This is a genomic window from Arthrobacter sp. NicSoilC5 (assembly GCF_019977395.1).
In the GTDB taxonomy this organism is placed as follows: Bacteria; Actinomycetota; Actinomycetes; order Actinomycetales; family Micrococcaceae; genus Arthrobacter.
This window is the reverse complement of the sequence record NZ_AP024660.1, coordinates 4,165,111-4,181,229: the sequence shown is the minus strand read 5'-3', so window position 1 is coordinate 4,181,229 and position 16,119 is coordinate 4,165,111. Positions and strand designations below refer to the sequence as shown.

The 16,119-nt window shown below is 67.6% G+C and carries 11 protein-coding genes; 5 read left to right on the top strand and 6 right to left on the bottom strand.

Going from position 1 to position 16,119, the window contains the following annotated elements; all coding sequences use genetic code 11:
* The first annotated feature begins 25 nt into the window (after positions 1–25).
* Both LDO22_RS19480 and LDO22_RS19475 read left to right on the top strand, forming a co-directional pair.
* Positions 26–1,345 (top strand): GAF domain-containing protein, encoded by a 1,320-nt coding sequence (locus LDO22_RS19480; RefSeq protein ID WP_224025357.1) that lies wholly within the window; start codon positions 26–28, stop codon positions 1,343–1,345.
* A gap of 329 nt (positions 1,346–1,674) precedes the next feature.
* On the top strand, positions 1,675–3,660 hold the full coding sequence (locus tag LDO22_RS19475) for a S8 family serine peptidase (protein WP_224025356.1): 1,986 nt from the start codon (positions 1,675–1,677) through the stop codon (positions 3,658–3,660).
* A gap of 16 nt (positions 3,661–3,676) precedes the next feature.
* Here the strand turns inward: LDO22_RS19475 and LDO22_RS19470 are convergent, their stop codons facing one another.
* Positions 3,677–4,459 carry an SDR family oxidoreductase gene (locus tag LDO22_RS19470; RefSeq protein WP_224025355.1) on the bottom strand — a complete coding sequence of 261 codons (783 nt, stop codon included), beginning with the start codon at positions 4,457–4,459 and terminating at the stop codon, positions 3,677–3,679.
* 190 nt (positions 4,460–4,649) lie between these two features.
* Here LDO22_RS19470 and LDO22_RS19465 point away from each other — a divergent pair, with 190 nt between their 5' ends.
* Positions 4,650–6,239 (top strand): alkaline phosphatase D family protein, encoded by a 1,590-nt coding sequence (locus tag LDO22_RS19465; RefSeq protein ID WP_224025354.1) that lies wholly within the window; start codon positions 4,650–4,652, stop codon positions 6,237–6,239.
* 355 nt (positions 6,240–6,594) lie between these two features.
* Positions 6,595–8,823 (top strand): PKD domain-containing protein, encoded by a 2,229-nt coding sequence (locus LDO22_RS19460; protein WP_224025353.1) that lies wholly within the window; start codon positions 6,595–6,597, stop codon positions 8,821–8,823.
* Positions 8,824–8,850: 27 nt separating this feature from the next.
* Here the strand turns inward: LDO22_RS19460 and LDO22_RS19455 are convergent, their stop codons facing one another.
* The 3 genes from LDO22_RS19455 to LDO22_RS19445 all read right to left on the bottom strand — a co-directional run bounded on the left by LDO22_RS19455 (position 8,851) and on the right by LDO22_RS19445 (position 12,549).
* Positions 8,851–10,110: a S8 family serine peptidase gene (locus LDO22_RS19455; protein ID WP_224025352.1), complete on the bottom strand. Its 1,260-nt coding sequence runs from the start codon at positions 10,108–10,110 to the stop codon at positions 8,851–8,853.
* Positions 10,111–10,207: 97 nt separating this feature from the next.
* Positions 10,208–11,209: a hypothetical protein gene (locus tag LDO22_RS19450; protein ID WP_224025351.1), complete on the bottom strand. Its 1,002-nt coding sequence runs from the start codon at positions 11,207–11,209 to the stop codon at positions 10,208–10,210.
* 74 nt (positions 11,210–11,283) lie between these two features.
* Positions 11,284–12,549: a S8 family serine peptidase gene (locus tag LDO22_RS19445; RefSeq protein ID WP_224025350.1), complete on the bottom strand. Its 1,266-nt coding sequence runs from the start codon at positions 12,547–12,549 to the stop codon at positions 11,284–11,286.
* Between the two features lie 219 nt (positions 12,550–12,768).
* On the opposite strand from LDO22_RS19445, the gene LDO22_RS19440 reads away from it, so the two are divergent.
* A complete protein-coding gene (locus LDO22_RS19440; RefSeq protein WP_224025349.1) occupies positions 12,769–13,989 on the top strand; it encodes an aromatic acid/H+ symport family MFS transporter in 1,221 nt (406 codons plus the stop codon).
* Between the two features lie 84 nt (positions 13,990–14,073).
* Here LDO22_RS19440 and LDO22_RS19435 read toward each other — a convergent pair whose 3' ends face one another.
* The gene (locus LDO22_RS19435) at positions 14,074–14,916 is read right to left on the bottom strand and encodes an alpha/beta fold hydrolase (protein ID WP_224025348.1); all 843 of its coding nucleotides are present in this window, start codon (positions 14,914–14,916) and stop codon (positions 14,074–14,076) included.
* 351 nt (positions 14,917–15,267) lie between these two features.
* A complete protein-coding gene (locus LDO22_RS19430; RefSeq protein WP_224025347.1) occupies positions 15,268–15,933 on the bottom strand; it encodes a DUF3841 domain-containing protein in 666 nt (221 codons plus the stop codon).
* Positions 15,934–16,119: the final 186 nt, after the last annotated feature.

Below are 16,119 nucleotides of genomic sequence, written 5' to 3'. Positions count from 1 at the left end.
GGGAGCCGGCTGCGAGGAGGAAACGGTGGACTACGGCCAGAGGTTTTCGGACCCGGCGCGGTACGCACGGACGCTGCGGCGCGCGCACGAGCTGGTCATCGCCGGTGTCCCGCGGCCCGAGATCCCCACGCCGCTGGCGGAGTCGTGGCGGCGCTCCATGGCCCTGGGCATCAGCCCGGACCAGCACAGCCCGCGGCACCTGCACGAGGTGTCCGAGGTCCTGGAACTGCGGCGGGAACACCGGCTGCAGCAGGTGATGCCGGCGCTCCACGACCTCCTGGCCGATGATTCCCGGTCCGGCCGCCACCTGCTGGTCCTCACCGATGCCAGCGGCGAGATCCTGTGGCGGGTGGGCAGCCCGGCCGTGCTCCGGCGGGCCGACACGCTGGAGTTCTCCGAAGGCGCGGACTGGTCCGAGGCGGGCATCGGCACCAACGCCATCAGCGAGGCCCTGGTCACCGGTGGCGCCGTGCAGCTGTTCTCCGCCGAGCACCTGGTGCGCACGCACCACGAGTGGGCCTGCACGGCGGCGCCCATTACGGACCCGGCCACGGGGCGGGTGCTGGGCGTGCTGGATGTCTCGGGACCGCTGGACACCATCAGCGCGGACACGCTGCGGATGGTGCGGTGCGCCGTCCGGGTGGCGGAGGCCTTGCTGGGAACGTCCGACGGCGGCACCTCCCCGGGTGCCTCCTCTTCCGTGGGTGCGTCTGCCGTGGGTGCGTCTTCCGGGCGTGCGTCGCGGCGGCCTGCGCCTGCTGCAGCCCGGTCCGTGGCGGTGGAGTCGCTGGAACTGCTCGGCGACAAGCCCGCGGCGGTGTTCGCTGACGGGAGCCGCAGGCCGCTGACCCTGCGCCGGGCGGAAATCCTGGCGCTGCTGGATTCGCGGTCGCAGGGCTGGTCCGCGGAGGAGTTGGCCTACGAGCTTCATGGGGATGCCGGAACCCCGCAAGCCATCCGGACCGAGATGTTCCGGGTGCGGTCCATGCTGGGCGGTGCCGTGGAGTCCAACCCCTACCGCCTGGCCCCTGGCCTTGCGGGACATTCCGATTCCGGGAGGGTCCTGCGGTTGCTGCGCGACGGGCATGTGGCGGACGCGCTGGAAGCGTACCGGGCACCCCTGCTGCGCCGGTCGGTTGCCCTTGCCGTGCAGCTGCTGCGGGACCAGCTGGACCTGGCCGTGGGATCGGCCGTGCGGGCCGGCGGGGACGCTTCGCTGTTGGTTCAGTGGCTTTCCACGGACATGGGAGCTGTTGACCCGCTCGCGGTCGAGGCACTGGGCCGGTTGGTGGGCCGCGGCGATCCGCGGTACCTGGCCTTCCGGGCGTCCTGCCCCGCTGGTTGAGCGCGCCAAGGTGGGGCCGCCGCTTCCGTAACCGGGGAGTTGTAAAATGGCCGGGGCCACACCGTCCGGCGCTATGCCTGCGCTGGAGAACCGACCCCGGGCTCAGCCGGGGCTCCTGGACAGGACGGGCAGTGCGGACCAGGGAATGGTTTCCGTTTCCGCCGAAAGCTGGGGAGCACAAGGGATGTTTGGGGCTACCGAATTTACTGCCGGCGGTTGTACCCGCTGCCGGTGGGCAACACCTGCCTCCTTTGCAGTGCCCGGAACGGCCTGCGGAACCGCTCGAGGTTTATTCACCGCAGGATGGATCGGTCACTAGGAGGCCACCCATGTCATTTTCCAAGCGATTCAGGGGCTCCGCCGGCGCGGTGCTGGCAGCCACGGCTGCCGTCATGCTGGCGGCTTCCCCGGCCACGGCATTCACCCCTGCGGCGACCGTCGCTCCCCTGCCCTCCCCCGCAGTCAGCGGTGGCACGCAGGCGGCCGGCCCCTTGGCCGGTGACGAGGGCCGCTACCTGGTCAGTTTCACCAAGGGCTCGGACGTGGCAACGGAGGCGCAGTCCCTTCGGTCCCAGGGGGTCCGCGTCGGCAGGACGTTCTCCGCAGCGGTCCGGGGAGCGGCCATCACCGCCACCAAAGCGCAGGCGGCTGCCCTGGCACATTCACCCCGGATCTCCCTGATTGAGCCGGATTCGCCCGTTTCGGTTTCCGACACCCAGCAGTCACCGCCCTGGGGCCTGGACAGGATCGACCAGCGGGCGCTCCCGCTCTCGAACACCTTCACGCCCACTGCCAGTGGCGCGGGCGTCAGCGCCTACGTCATCGACACCGGAGTCCTGGCGGAAAACACGGACTTTGGCGGCCGGGTGGCCGCAGGCTGGACGGCCATCGCCGACGGCAAGGGCAGCAGCGACTGCAACGGCCACGGCACGCATGTCGCCGGCATCATCGCCGGAAAGACCTTCGGGGTGGCCAAATCAGCCAGCGTGGTTCCGGTACGGGTACTCGGCTGCGACGGGTCCGGGTATGACTCGGACGTCATCGCGGGGCTCGACTGGATCGCGTCCCAGCATGCCGCCGGCACGCCCGCGGTGGCCAACCTCAGCATTGGCGGCCCCACCAGCACCACGCTGGATGACGCCATCAGGGGAATCATCAATGACGGCGTCACAGCCGTGGTGGCTGCCGGAAACGCCGCGGTGGACGCTTGCACCACCTCCCCGGCACGGGTGGCCGAGGCCCTGACCGTCGCCGCCACCGATTCCTCGGACCGGCAGGCAGGCTTCTCGAACTACGGGAGCTGCGTTGACCTGTACGCGCCGGGCGTGGGCATCCAGTCCGACTGGGACACCTCCACCACCTCGGTAGCGACCTTGAGCGGCACGTCCATGGCGTCTCCGCACGTTGCCGGTGCTGCGGCGCTTTCCCTGTCGCGGAACCCGCAGCAGACGCCGGCTGCGGTGGCAGCGGAACTCACCTCCGCCGCCACCCAGGGCACTGTCACCAACGTGTCAACAGGCACCCCCAACCGCCTGCTCTTTACCGGCCCGGCCGCGGCTCCGGTGGCGAGGGACTTCACCAGTGACGGCAAGGCAGACCTCCTGGCACAGGACGGCAACGGGAGCCTGTGGACCTACCCCGGCCTCGGCAACGGCCTCTTCGGCTGGCGCATCAAGGTGGGCGACGGCTGGAACGTCATGACGGCGGTCAGCGCAGCAGGCGACCTCACGGGAGACGGGCAGCCTGACCTCATTGCCCGCGACACCAACGGGACTCTCTGGACCTACCCGGGGCTCGGCAACGGCCTCTTCGGATGGCGCATCAAGGTGGGCGACGGCTGGAACGTCATGACCGCCATCAGCGCAGCAGGCGACCTCACCGGAGACGGCAAACCGGACCTGGTTGCCCGAGACACCAACGGGACCCTCTGGACCTACCCCGGCCTCGGCAACGGCCTCTTCGGATGGCGCATCAAGGTGGGCGACGGCTGGAACGTCATGACCGCCATCAGCGCAGCAGGCGACCTCACCGGAGACGGCAAACCGGACCTGATTGCCCGCGACACCAACGGCACCCTCTGGACCTACCCCGGCCAGGGCAACGGCCTCTTCGGCTGGCGCATCAACGTAGGCCCCGGCTGGAACGTCATGACCGCCATCAGCGCAGCAGGAGACCTCACCGGGGACGGCAAACCCGACCTCGTCGCCCGCGACACCGACGGGACGCTTTGGACCTACCCCGGCCAGGGCAACGGCCTCTTCGGCTGGCGCATCAACGTAGGCCCCGGCTGGAACGTGATGACCGCCATCAGCTAGGGGCCGGCCCCATCCGTCACCAGACGGAGTCCCCGCGAAGGACAGCGTCGCTGCCGCCGTCAACGTAGACAATCTGACCGCACAGGTGCGTGTTTTCGGCGCTATTGAGCCAGGCCAGCAGGCGGGCAACGACGATGGGTTCGGCGATACCGTTCAGCGGCATCGGGACCATTTTCAGCAGCGCCTCCCGCTCCTCTTCGGTATCGATCAGCTCGGCTGTCATGGGCGTTGCGATGACACCAGGTGCCACGGCGTTCAGCGGGATCGCCGCACCGGCCCATGCTGCAGTGGAAGCCTGCCGGCGGACCCACCGCGACAGCGCCAGCTTCGTGGAGGAGTAAATGAGGCCGCCGGTGGTGGCTGGTTCCTTGGCCAGGACCCCGGCCCGGGCCACGGAACCGGGCTCGTCCCCCGCGGTGAGCAGCGCTACCAGCTCATCGTCGCTGGCCATGAGTGCCGCCATGGAGGACACCACCACGGCGCGGGGTGCCTCCGACCCAGCCAGCAGCGGCCGGAGCCCGTCCACCGAGGCGACGGTGCCGAAGAAGTTCACGGCCACCGTGGCGGGAGCCGGGATGGCGAGCCCGGCCACTGCGTAGATGGCATCGATCCTGCCGCCGCTGACTTTTCGCACCGCGTCCACCAGGCCGGCGCGGCCCTCCGCGGTGGAGAGGTCAGCCACCACCTCCGCATCATGGAGATCCACTCCGATCACGCGTTCGCCCCGCTGCTCGAGCAGGTCCTTGGTTGCCTTGCCGATGCCGGACGCGGCACCGGTGATAACGGACGTGCGGGGCATGGTGGTGCCTTCTTTCCCTAACCGGATGGGTCGGCCCCAACTCTGCCCGGCAGGCCCTGCGGAATCCAGAGTCCAAAGGCCCGTCCACCGCGGCATCCAAAGAAATGATTAACAAGGCTTGTCACGCCGTTAACCGCGCATTCATATCCTCCTCAAAACCTGTACAACGGCTGGAAATAGCGTGGGAGCCATGGACAACATCTCCCGCAGAACCCTCATCTCCGCCGGCCTCGGAGCCGGCCTGGTTGCCGCCCTGCCGAATGCCGCCGTCGCTGTTTCCACCGCTGACGACGCCGGCCTCCGCACCGATCCCTTCATGCTCGGCATCGCCTCCGGCGAGCCGTGGCCGGATGGCTTCGTGCTCTGGACGCGCCTGGCGCTGAACCCCGTGGCGGAGGACGGGCTGGGCGGCATGCCGTCGCGGCCGGTGGCTGTGCAGTGGGAGGTGGCCGAGGATCAGGGCATGCGGAACGTGGTGGCCCGCGGCGCGGAGCAGGCCCGTCCTGAGGCCGCGCACTCGGTGCACGTGGAACTGCGGGGCCTGAAGGCAGGCCGCGAGTACTTCTACCGGTTCCGCGCCGGCCGGCACGTGAGCCCTGTGGGCCGAACCCTGACCAGCCCCGCGCTGCACGAGACCCCCGCCTCCCTGGCCATGGCGTTCGCCAGCTGCGCCCAGTACGAGCACGGCTACTTCACCGCATACCGCCGCCTCGCGGAGGACCACCCTGACCTGGTGCTGCACCTTGGCGACTACCTCTACGAATACAAGAAGGGCAGCTACGTGATCGGCGGCGGCAACCCGCGGGACCACGAGGGCCCTGAGACCGTCACGCTGGAGACCTACCGGCAGCGGCACGCCCAGTACAAGGCCGACGCCGACCTGCAGGCCGCGCACGCCATCGCACCCTGGGCAGTGGTGTGGGATGACCACGAGGTGGACAACAACTGGGCCGACGACGTGCCGGAAAACAACGACGCCAGCCAGCTCAACGACAGCGTGGAACACTTCCGGCAGCGCCGCGCCGCCGCGTTCCAGGCCTACTACGAGAACATGCCGCTCCGCCCGTCGTCGCTCCCGTCCGGGCCGGACATGAAGATCTACCGCAGGATCCAGTGGGGCCAGCTGGCCAACTTCCACATGATGGATACCCGGCAGTACCGCGACGATCAGCTCGCCGGTGACGGCTGGAAGAAGAACGTGGCTGAGCGGCTGGCGGAGGACCGGACCATCACCGGCGCCGAGCAGGAGAAGTGGCTGCTGGACGGATTCAGGAATTCCACGCAGCGGTGGGACATCCTGGGCCAGCAGGTCTTCTTCGCCGAGCGGGACCGCAACAAGGCACCCGAGATCGACGACGTGTCCATGGACGGCTGGGACGGGTACGCGGCCTCCCGCCGCCGCATCACCCAGGGCTGGGTGGACGCAAACGTCCGGAACGCCGTCGTGCTCACCGGCGATGTGCACCGCAACTGGGCCAACGACGTCAAGGTGGACTACAAGGATCCTGCCTCCCCGGTGGTGGGCTCGGAGCTCGTCTGCACCTCCGTCACGTCCACCGGCGACGGCACCGGCTCCACCACGGACGCCACCATGGCCTGGAACCCGCACCTGAAGTTCTATAACGACAACCGCGGCTACGTGAGCACGCGCATCACCAGGGACGCCATGACCGCGGACTTCAGGGTGCTGGACCATGTCACGACGCCGGGCGCCCCGGTTTCCACGAAGGCCTCCTTCGAGATCCGCGACGGCGTCCCGGGGCTGCAGCCGCGCGCCTGACCTTCCGCGGGGACGCGTTTGCGTGACTTATGGGCCTCTTGCTGGTGCAGCACCCTTCATTTGCGGGGTTTCCTGCTCCTCGCGAAGCCAAGAGTGACGCAAACGCGTCGATGATGAGCCGGCGGTGTCGCCCAACACTCACATGGTGGCAGAGTCCAGCAGGTGAATAACCCGTAGCCCCAGGCAACAAAAACAGGTACCGAGTGTCCTTGTAGGGGTACCTAATGGAGCCTACTCTTAGTCCCCTAGGGGTACCTTCGTGTTCCCCTAGGGGGTCCGCGCCGGGCTGGGCCGGCGAATACGACCTCAGCGGAAAAGAGAATCTGCCTAAAGCATCAGCGCCCAGGAGCCGGCCATGAAGATCGCAGTTTCCCCCAGGTGGTTACGGCACGCGGTGGTCCTGGCACTTGTAGCCGGACTGGCCCTCGTCGCGTCTCCCCCGGCATCCGCCGATCCCGTCTACGGCACCCCCAGCATCACTTACTCAGGCGTCGCCAATCCGCCTACCTCTGACAAGCCGCAGAGCAAGCTCTGGTGGAACGACGGCTCCTGGTGGGCGGACATGTGGACCAGCGGCAGCGGATGGGGCATCTACCGGCTGGACCGCCCCACCGCCACCTGGGTGAACACGGGCGTGGTCAATGACACCCGCGGCAGCACCCTGGCGGACACCATGTGGGACGGCAGCCACCTCTACATCGCCTCGCACGTGGTCACGGTCTCCACCGACGCCAATCCGGTTCCCTCTGCCGCCGGACAGCCCGCCTACCTTTACCGGTACAGCTACGCCGGCGGGAAGTACACGCTGGACGCCGGGTTCCCCAGGGTCATCACCAACAACAGCAGCGAATCGATGACCATCGATGAGGACAGCACCGGCGCCATCTGGGCCACGTGGACGCAGGTGGCCGGCAACAGCACCAGCGGATTCACCAACACGGTCTACGTCAACAACTCGGCGCCCGGCGGTTCCAGCTGGGCTGCGCCGTTCGTCCTCCCGGTCTCCAACCCGCACCCGGCACCGGACGACATCTCCGCCGTGGTGTCCTACAACAAGAACAAGATCGGCGTGATGTGGAGCGACCAGCTCACCGGCTCGGTGTGGTGGGCCTCGCGCACGGACGGGACCTCCCCCACCGCATCGTCGTCCTGGAACTTCCAGCCGGCCATCCGGGGCCAGGGACAGGCCGACGACCACCTGAACATCAAGTCCCTGCAGTCGGATACCAGCGGCCGGGTCTTCGCCGCGGTGAAAACCAGCCTGAACGACATCTCCAGTGATCCCACCCTTCCGCAGCTTTTGCTGCTCGTCTTCAAACCGGGCACGGGATCCTTCACGCAATCGACTATCTCCACCACCGGTGACTGCGTCAGCAGGCCGCAGATTGTCCTGGACACCCAGAACAACCTGGTCCATGCGTTCCAGACCGCCCCGCCCACCTCGGTCAGCGGCTGCGCGTACTCCGGGGTTGCCGGCAGCATCTACGAGAAGACGGCGTCCATGGACAACCCGGTCTTCGGCACCGGCCGCGGGACTCCCATCATCCAGAGCGCCTCGTCGTCCAGCATAAACAATGTGACCACCACCAAGCAGGGGGTGGACAGCTCCACGGGCATCGTGGTCATGGCCAGCGACGACGTGGCCAAACGCTACTGGTACTCGGACCGTCCGCTGGGGCCGGCCGTTACAGCGCCGGTGGCGTCCTTCTCGGCCTCCCCCACCTCCGGGACCGCGCCGCTGAACGTCGCCTTCACCGACACGTCCACCGGCACGCCCACGTCCTGGGCCTGGGAGTTCGGCGACGGCGGCACGTCCACAGCGCAGAATCCCGCCCACAGCTACGCGGCAGCCGGTACCTACACCGCGAAGCTCACCGCCATCAACAGCGCCGGTTCCAGCTCAGCGAGCACCACCGTCACCGTCAGTGCAGCCACAGCGTCCGCCGGCATCACCGCCGTCGGCTCAGTGACCACCTACGCCGGAACAGCTGCCTCCGCCGTCTCCATCAGCGCTCCCGCCGGTACTGCGGCCGGCGATGTCCTGGTCGCTGCCATCACGGCGGACCTGAACCCGGCCATGGCATCCGTCCCGGCGGGCTGGACTCCGCTGGTCAACGGCCTCGGCATCAACAGCTCGTCCACCTCCGGTGCCAAGGTCTTCGTCTACTACCACGTGGTGGGCGCCTCGGATCCTGCCAGCTACTCGTGGACCCTCGGCACCGCCGTGAAGTGGGGCGGCGGCATCACCGGCTACCGGGGCGTGAACAACACCGCGCCGCTTGACAGCCCGGTCGCGACGGCCGTGGACGCCACGTACACCGCCACCAGCATCACCGCCCCAAGCGTCACAACCGCCACCAACGGTGCCATGCTGATCGGCGGCGTGGGCTGCGACTGCGCATCCCCGATAGTGTCGTCGGCACCCAGCGGCTGGACCCAGCGCTGGCAGGCCGCCGGTGGCCAGATCGCCGAGCTCGCGGACAAGGTCCAGGGCACGGCAGGTTCAGCCGGGACGGCCACCTGGACCCTGGGCGGGGCGCGTGCGGTTGCCGCCTGGCAGGCCGCCCTGAAGCCCGCGGGCTAGTCTCCGGCCGCGGGCTGCTTCACCGGGCTACTTCACGGCGGCGGCCGCGTTGACCCTGCCGTATGCCCAGTAGGTGCCGGTACCGGGAACATCGTCGGCAGTGGATTCCACGTCTGCCCGGATGGACGCGTTCGTCGCGCCAGGGTGTGCGCTCCAGGCGAGGGCGGCGGCAGCGGCCACGATGGCTGAGGACATCGAACTGCCATTGCCCACGTCATAGCCCTGCGAACGGTTGTTCTGTGTTGCCAGGACGAACGGGTGGTTGGGGAACGTGGAGTAGACGTTCACGCCGGGCGCGGCGATGTCCACCCAGCTGGCGCCGTAAGTGGAGAAGGAAGCCTTGGCGTCGTTGTTGTCGGTGGCGCCGACGGCGATGACGTTGGGGTAGGCGCCCGGATAGATCTTGGTCTGGTTGCCGCCGTTGCCCGCCGCAGCCACCAGGACCACCCCCTTGTTCCAGGCGTTGTTGACGGCGGCTTCCAGGGTGCGCGAGGCCCGCACTCCCAGGCTCATGTTGATCACCCTGGCACCGTTGCTGACCGCCCAGTCGATGCCGCTTGCCAGGCTGGAGCTGGACCCGACGCCACTGTCGTTGAGGACCTTGCCGGCCAGGATGGTGCAGCCCGGGCAGACGCCGGCCACCCCGATGGTGTTGTCCACGGTGGCGGCGACGTTGCCGGCCACATGGGTGCCGTGGCCGTAGTAGTCCTCCGCGACGGGGTCGCCGGCCTTGGTGGCTGAGCTGCTGAAGTTGGCGCGGGCCACCACCTTGGGGGCAATGTCAAGGTTGTCGCTGGCGACGCCGGAATCCAGGACGGCGACTTTGATGCCGTTGCCGGTGGTGGTGTTCCACGCCTCGACGGCGTCCACATCAGCGTCCTTGGTGCCGACGGGGACCGTGATGTCGCCGGCGGTGTTGGTGAACGACTGGCCGTCATTCTGCAGGGCGTACTGGCGGGGGAAGTATTGGTCAGAGGTGGCGGCACCCACCGGCTGGTCCGGTTCGGCGTATTCGACGGCGGGGTCCCGGCTTAGTGCGTCGATGAGCTGCGTTTCGCCTCCCGCGGCAACGCTGACCAGCTGGGCGCCCGTGCCGCCGATGCTGGACCCACCAGCGAGGCCGTGCCGTTGGAGGACGTTGGCGGCAGCACCGGCGTCGCGGAACTTGACGATGATGTGCCCCGGCGCGGCAGGCGCACCCTGCGCGGCGGTGGCGGGAAGGGCAAGCGGGACAGGACCAAGCACCATGACTGCTGCCGCGAGACCGGCGGCGAAGAGTTTTCTCATGCCGGCTATCTTTGCCCCGGGCCGGGCGGCCCGGCTAGGGGTAAAAGCCCCAAAGATGGTCTCCGCCGCGCTTCCCGGGAGGGATCACCAGGCGTGGTCACGGCGCGGAGCGGGTCCCCGAATCCTCCCCTGACCCCGTGGTGGCCACGAAGTTCCAGCCGAATGAACCGTCGGCATGGAGCGTCAGCCGGAGGAACCCATGGGTGTCGCTGAACCGCTTTGCGATGTACGGCGGACTGCTGGTGAAAGGACGCAGGTCTATGCCTCCCGTCGAAACCTGGAACGCGGTCATGCCCTCATCGACGCACTTGTCTGCCTTGTTGACGGGGCAGGACCGCTCGTAGTTGTGCTGTGAACCGGACAGGGTTAGCCGGACGCGGTGCTTCCACATCACATCGATCCACGGCTTCTGGGCGGCAGTCCGCCGGTGCTCGCTCGTCTCCGACGTGAAGTACGGCTCGTGGTAGACGACTGCCAGGTGCTGGCCTGCCGCCTCCGCAGCAGCAAGATCCTTGTCCAGCCAGCCGGTCGCGGCCTTGGCCTCCGCGGTGTCGTACCGCCACAGCGCGGATGGCAGGAAGGCGAAGTGCCATTTCCCGAAATCCCTGGAGTACGGCTGGCCGTTCGCGATGAACCCGCGTTCCTCGTTGATGGCCGCCTTGTCCGGGGACCCCGGGCATTGGCCGTTCATGAAGTTGTCCAGGTCTTCGTTGCGGCCGGGTTCCCAGTCGTGGTTCGGGCCGGACACCCAGTACATCTTGGGCAGGGTGCCGCCCCACAGCGGTTTCCAGAAGTTCACGTAGTCCTCGCAGCGTGCGGTGCTGTACTGGAAGTCCCCGAGCCCCAGGAACGCGTCAATATCGTTGGTCCTGACCAGCTTGCTGATCGCCGCACCGTTCCGGCCGGATGGGCTGTCCGGGTCAGTGTTCGCAGGGGGGTTCATATCGCCCACAGCGGCGATATGGATATCCGGCGCCGGTGAGGCGCTGCCCGGTGGAGACGGGGTGCCGGTGCAGCCCGTGGCAAAGAGCGCCAGCAGGGCGGCGCCTGTTGCTGCTGCACGCCGAAAGCGCCTGGATCGAGGGAGCGCTGGCTGCATCCCGTTGCCTCCTTCGGGAATCAGGACCGGACGGCGGGAGGACGACGGCGGGCCCGCACCCCCGCCTGCCACGCTCAACAACCGGCGGCGTCCACTGCTTTGCAGGCGTTCACCCGGCCGTGCGCCCAGTAGGAACCCGTGCCGGTGATGGGATCAGCTGAGGATTCCACCTTGGCGCGGACGGTTGCGTTTGACGTGCCCGATGGGGTGCTCCACACAAGCGCCGCAGTGGCGGCGACGATGGGTGAGGCCATTGACGTGCCGCTGAGGATGTCGTATCCGGGCGAAAGCTTGTTCTGCGTACCAAGGACGGACGTGTAGGTCGGGAGGGTCGAGTAGACCCGGACCCCCGGGGCAGCGACGTCCACCCATTTGCCGTACGTGGAGAAGGACGCCTTGGCGTCATTGTTATCGGTTGCTGCTACCGCTATGACGTTCGGATAAGCGCCCGGGTAGACCTGGGCCTGGGTACCGGCGTTGCCGGCCGCGGCTACGATCACCACTCCCTGGTTCCAGGCGTTGTTCACGGCAGCTTCGAGGGTCCGTGACGACACCCGCTGGCCCAGGCTCATGTTGATGACCTTGGCACCCTTGCCGACAGCCCAGTCGAGGCCCTTGGCAATGCCCGAGGAAGAGCCGGACCCGCTGCTGTTGAGGACCTTGGCGTCCAGGATGGAACAGCCCGGGCACACGCCTGCCACGCCCAGGGAGTTGTCCGCCGTGGCCGCCACGATGCCGGCCACGTGGGTGCCGTGGCCGTACTGGTCGTAATCCTCCGGGGCGAGGATCTGGGTGTCGCTGAAGTTTGCCCGGTCCACCACCTTGGATGAGATGTCCTCGTGGTTGATGGCAACCCCGGAATCGATGATGGCCACCCGGACGCCGGTTCCCATGGTGACATTCCACGCCTCGACGGCGTCCACATCGGCGTCCGTGGTGCCCGCGGCGACGGTTACCGTTCCGTCGGTGTTCGTGAAGGATTGGCCCGTGTTCTGCAGGGCGTACTGCCGGTCGAAGTACGGGTCGGCCGTGGCGGCAGTAACCAGTTCGTCCGGTTCGGCGTACTCAACGGCGGAACTGCGGCCCAGCGCCGCCACGAGCTGCAGTTCCCTGCCCGCCGGCACTGTGATGAGGTGGGCGCCGGTGCTGCCTATCGCCGGGCCGTCGGTGAGCCCATGCTGGCCCAGGACCCCGGCAGCGGCGCTGTTGTCCCGGAATTTGACCAGGATTTGTCCCGGTACGGGCGAGGACGGCGGGGCGCCGTTCCCCGGGGCAGCCGCCGTTACTGCGCCGAGGACCAGGACCATCGCAGCCAGGCCTGCGGTAAGCATCTTTTTCATGGCTTATCTTGCGCCCCACAGGCCACACCTGAACAGGCCTTGCCACAAGCAACTCTGGCAAGAGGAGTTTCGCCCGGCATGTTCGCTGATCGAACATTTGTACGTTTAATGAACTTCGCGGTAGCCTCCCATGAGAAAGCATGCCGTGGGTCACTCCCCCTGGTGACCGGGCTCGCATCGCGGCGTGCCGCTCCCGCTTCCCTGATCAAAGAGGATTACATGACTACGTCTCCTTCCACCCGCGCGTCACGCTGGCCGGTCTGGCTTTGCTGGCTGGCCATGGTCCTGGACGGCTTCGACCTGGTGGTGCTTGGCACCGTCATTCCCACACTCATCAAAAGCGGCGAGCTTGGCTTCGACGCGGTCGGCGCCACGCTGGCCGCCACCATCTCCCTGGTGGGCGTGGGACTCGGCGCACTGTTCATTGCCCCGTTGTCGGACCGGTTCGGGCACCGCAAGCTGCTGGTTGCCTGCGTTCTGTGGTTCTCCATCTTCACCATCGCGGTGATTTGGGCGCCCAACGTGGCAGTGTTCAGCACGTTCCGGCTGCTGGCCGGCCTGGGGCTTGGCGCCTGCCTCCCGGTTGCCCTGGCCTACATGAACGATTACGCACCCGCCGGCTCCGCGGGCAAGTCGACCACCCGGACCATGACCGGCTACCACGCAGGCGCAGTGGCCACGGCCTTCCTGGCGCTGATGGTCATCCCGGACTGGCGCACCATGTTCGTGGTGGGCGGCATTGCGGGCCTGGCCTTGGTGCCCCTCCTCTGGTTCAAGCTCCCTGAGACCCTGCCGGCAGAACGGGAGGCCAAGAAGCAGGAGCAGGGCAGTGTCCGCGACCTCGCGAAGAAGCCGTACCCACTGGTGGCCTTGGCCATCGCTGCGGCCTCGTTCATGGGGCTCCTGCTGGTCTACGGCCTGAACACCTGGCTGCCGCAGCTCATGGCGTCCGCGGGATATCCCGTCAGCGCGGGCATCTCGCTGCTCCTGGTGCTGAACCTTGGCGCCGTGGCCGGCCTGATCATCGCCGGCATCCTGGCGGACAAGCACGGAACCAAGCGGATCGTGCTGCTCTGGTTTGGCCTGTCCGCGGTCTGCCTTGCCCTTCTCAGCGTCAAGGTTGACAACGCCATCCTGCTCAACGCCCTGGTCTTCGTCACGGGAGTGTTCGTCTTCAGCTCCCAGGTCCTCGTGTACGCCTGGGTCAGCCAGCTGTTCCCGGCCCGGCTGCGCGCCACCGCCCTCGGTTTCGCCGCCGGCGTGGGCCGCGTGGGCGCCATCGCCGGACCTGCCGTGACCGGCGGACTGGTGGCCGCTGGCATCGCCTACCCGTGGGGCTTCTACGCGTTCGCCGCCGCCGGCGCCCTGGCCGTCGTGGCACTCGTGACGGTACCGCAGGTCATTTCCGCGCGGAACCCGGCGCCGGAGCACGCCGGCTAAGCAAACGCGGCCGGGGCTTTAGACACCACGACGGCGGGAGGCCGGCTTTCAGAGCCGGCCTCCCGCCGTCGTACGTCTTTACGCCTAAATGCAGGCGGGCTGGTAGGCGGGATCCGCCGGGCCGGACGCCTGGGCCAGGGCATTGGCCACCAGCTGGTGCACCACGGGATCATTGGGCGCCTGGTCGTGTTCGATGACGTCGGCCGGGCACTTGTCCTGGATAGTGATGTTGGTGACCTGCCGGGCGCTGCCGCTCAGGAACTGGCTGTTGTACGGGATGACCACTTCATCATGGGTGGTGGAAATGACCGTGTAGGCAGGGCCCGCGACGGTATCGCCGATCGAGTTCAGCTCCTGCATGAACGGCGAACCGGCCTGCTGGTCTGCGCACGCGGCGCATCCGGCGGCGGTGTAGTCGGGCGTGGGCACCAGATCCGGCGGCGGAAGGATCACGCCTTCGGTGCCGTGATTGGACGGTGCGATGCCGACAAGCTGGTGGACGTACTTGGCGCCACCCAGGAAGCCCATGTAATAGCGGGGCATCATGCCGCCCTGGCTGTGGCCCACCAGGTCCACCTGCTTGGCGCCGGTAGCGGAGCGGACAGCGTCCACGAACGGGGCAAGTTCATTCGCCGAATCCTTGACCGGGGCCGTGGCGTAAACGCCGTTGGTGGCACCGTAGTTGAGGGCGAAGACGCAGTAGCCCCGGCTCTTGAGGTCCGGCGAGAGCGTGGACCAGTTCTTCTCCATGCTCTCGAACGTTCCGGGAACCAACACCACCGGGTAAGGATGCTCGGCTGAAGGTTTGCAGGACCAGTCGTTGGCCCCGGGCGGGGAGATGTCGACGGCCTGGGCGGGGGCGGCCATCAGGGATGAGGTCAGGACGGCTGCGGCGGCAACGGACAGGGCTCGGCTAAGCAAGGACATGGAAACCTCTTTGTTCATCTGTCTATGGGGAAGCCGGGCTGATGGTCTTGGGGGTGTCCATCAGGTCCGGCCGAGGTTTTCCATGCTGGCAGTGGTGCTGCTCCTGCGCAGCGGAAGTGCACGAACGTGCGGCCAAAACCCGGGCTTACCAGCAGCAGCCTCCGCGGCAACTGTGACCCACAGCACGCGTATTGTTACTGGTGAGTAGCTAAATGGGGGCATGCCAGCGGCGGGCCAAGCGACCACAGGCGTTTGCACGAACGTGCAGTTTCGCCCAGTGACGCCGACGACGCCGGTTTCCCGCGGCCGGCGCTCAGGCGTGCCTTGGGAACTCGCGCACCGGACGGGCTCCTACCGCGGGTCCAGCCGCACGGCACTGACGACGTCCTCGGCGTACAGAGCATGCGCCGTTGCCTGCACGGTGTCCCACCTGCCGTAGGTTGACGGGTCGAGGAACTGCTCCCAGCTCCGTTCGAGATCCCTGCGCACGTCCTCGGGCCAGTCCCGGAATCCCTTTCCAAGCACACCGGCTGCGCCCTTCCGGTCTTCGACTTCGTCCCAGATCCGGTCCCGCCGTGCCTCGTAGTCATCATCGCTTTCACCGGGCAGTTCCAGCACGTGCGGAATGCCGCTGAGGGCGCAATGCCAGTCCCAGTGGTGCGAGAGCAGCATCCGTTCCCGCGGAATCCGGCACGTGAGCAGGACGTCTCCCCGGTTGCGCCTGCAGCTGTCAACCAGGTATTCACGGGTAGTGCGCGCCCAGAACCAAAGGGCGCCGTCGCCGCTGGTGGGAAGGCGGCGGTCCATCTCCCGGAACATCCAGGCATAGGCGTCGGCGAACAGCGGCTCCGCCAGATCTGGGTCCGGAAGGAGCTGCCCGGTCGAAAGGAGCTCCTCGAAAGCATCCTCGGTCTGGAAGGTGTGGAGCAGGAGACGGCTGGCGGTCAGGTCATAGCCCACTCGGCCGGCCGGCACTGCACGGTCAGCGCGGGAACGGGCAACAGGAAATTTCGGCACAGGCAGAGCGTAAAAGCTGCCCCTGACATTGCGACGGCGCGAGGCCAGATTGTGCGCCAATCATCCGGATTGCGCGTTTCGCGCAAGTAGCCTTGCGCTAATCACGCAGTAGTGCCTATGATCTACATCATGCTTTTGGGCGGCCCGCCCGACCTCCCCCTCCCCAAACAACAATGAGGTTGCTTT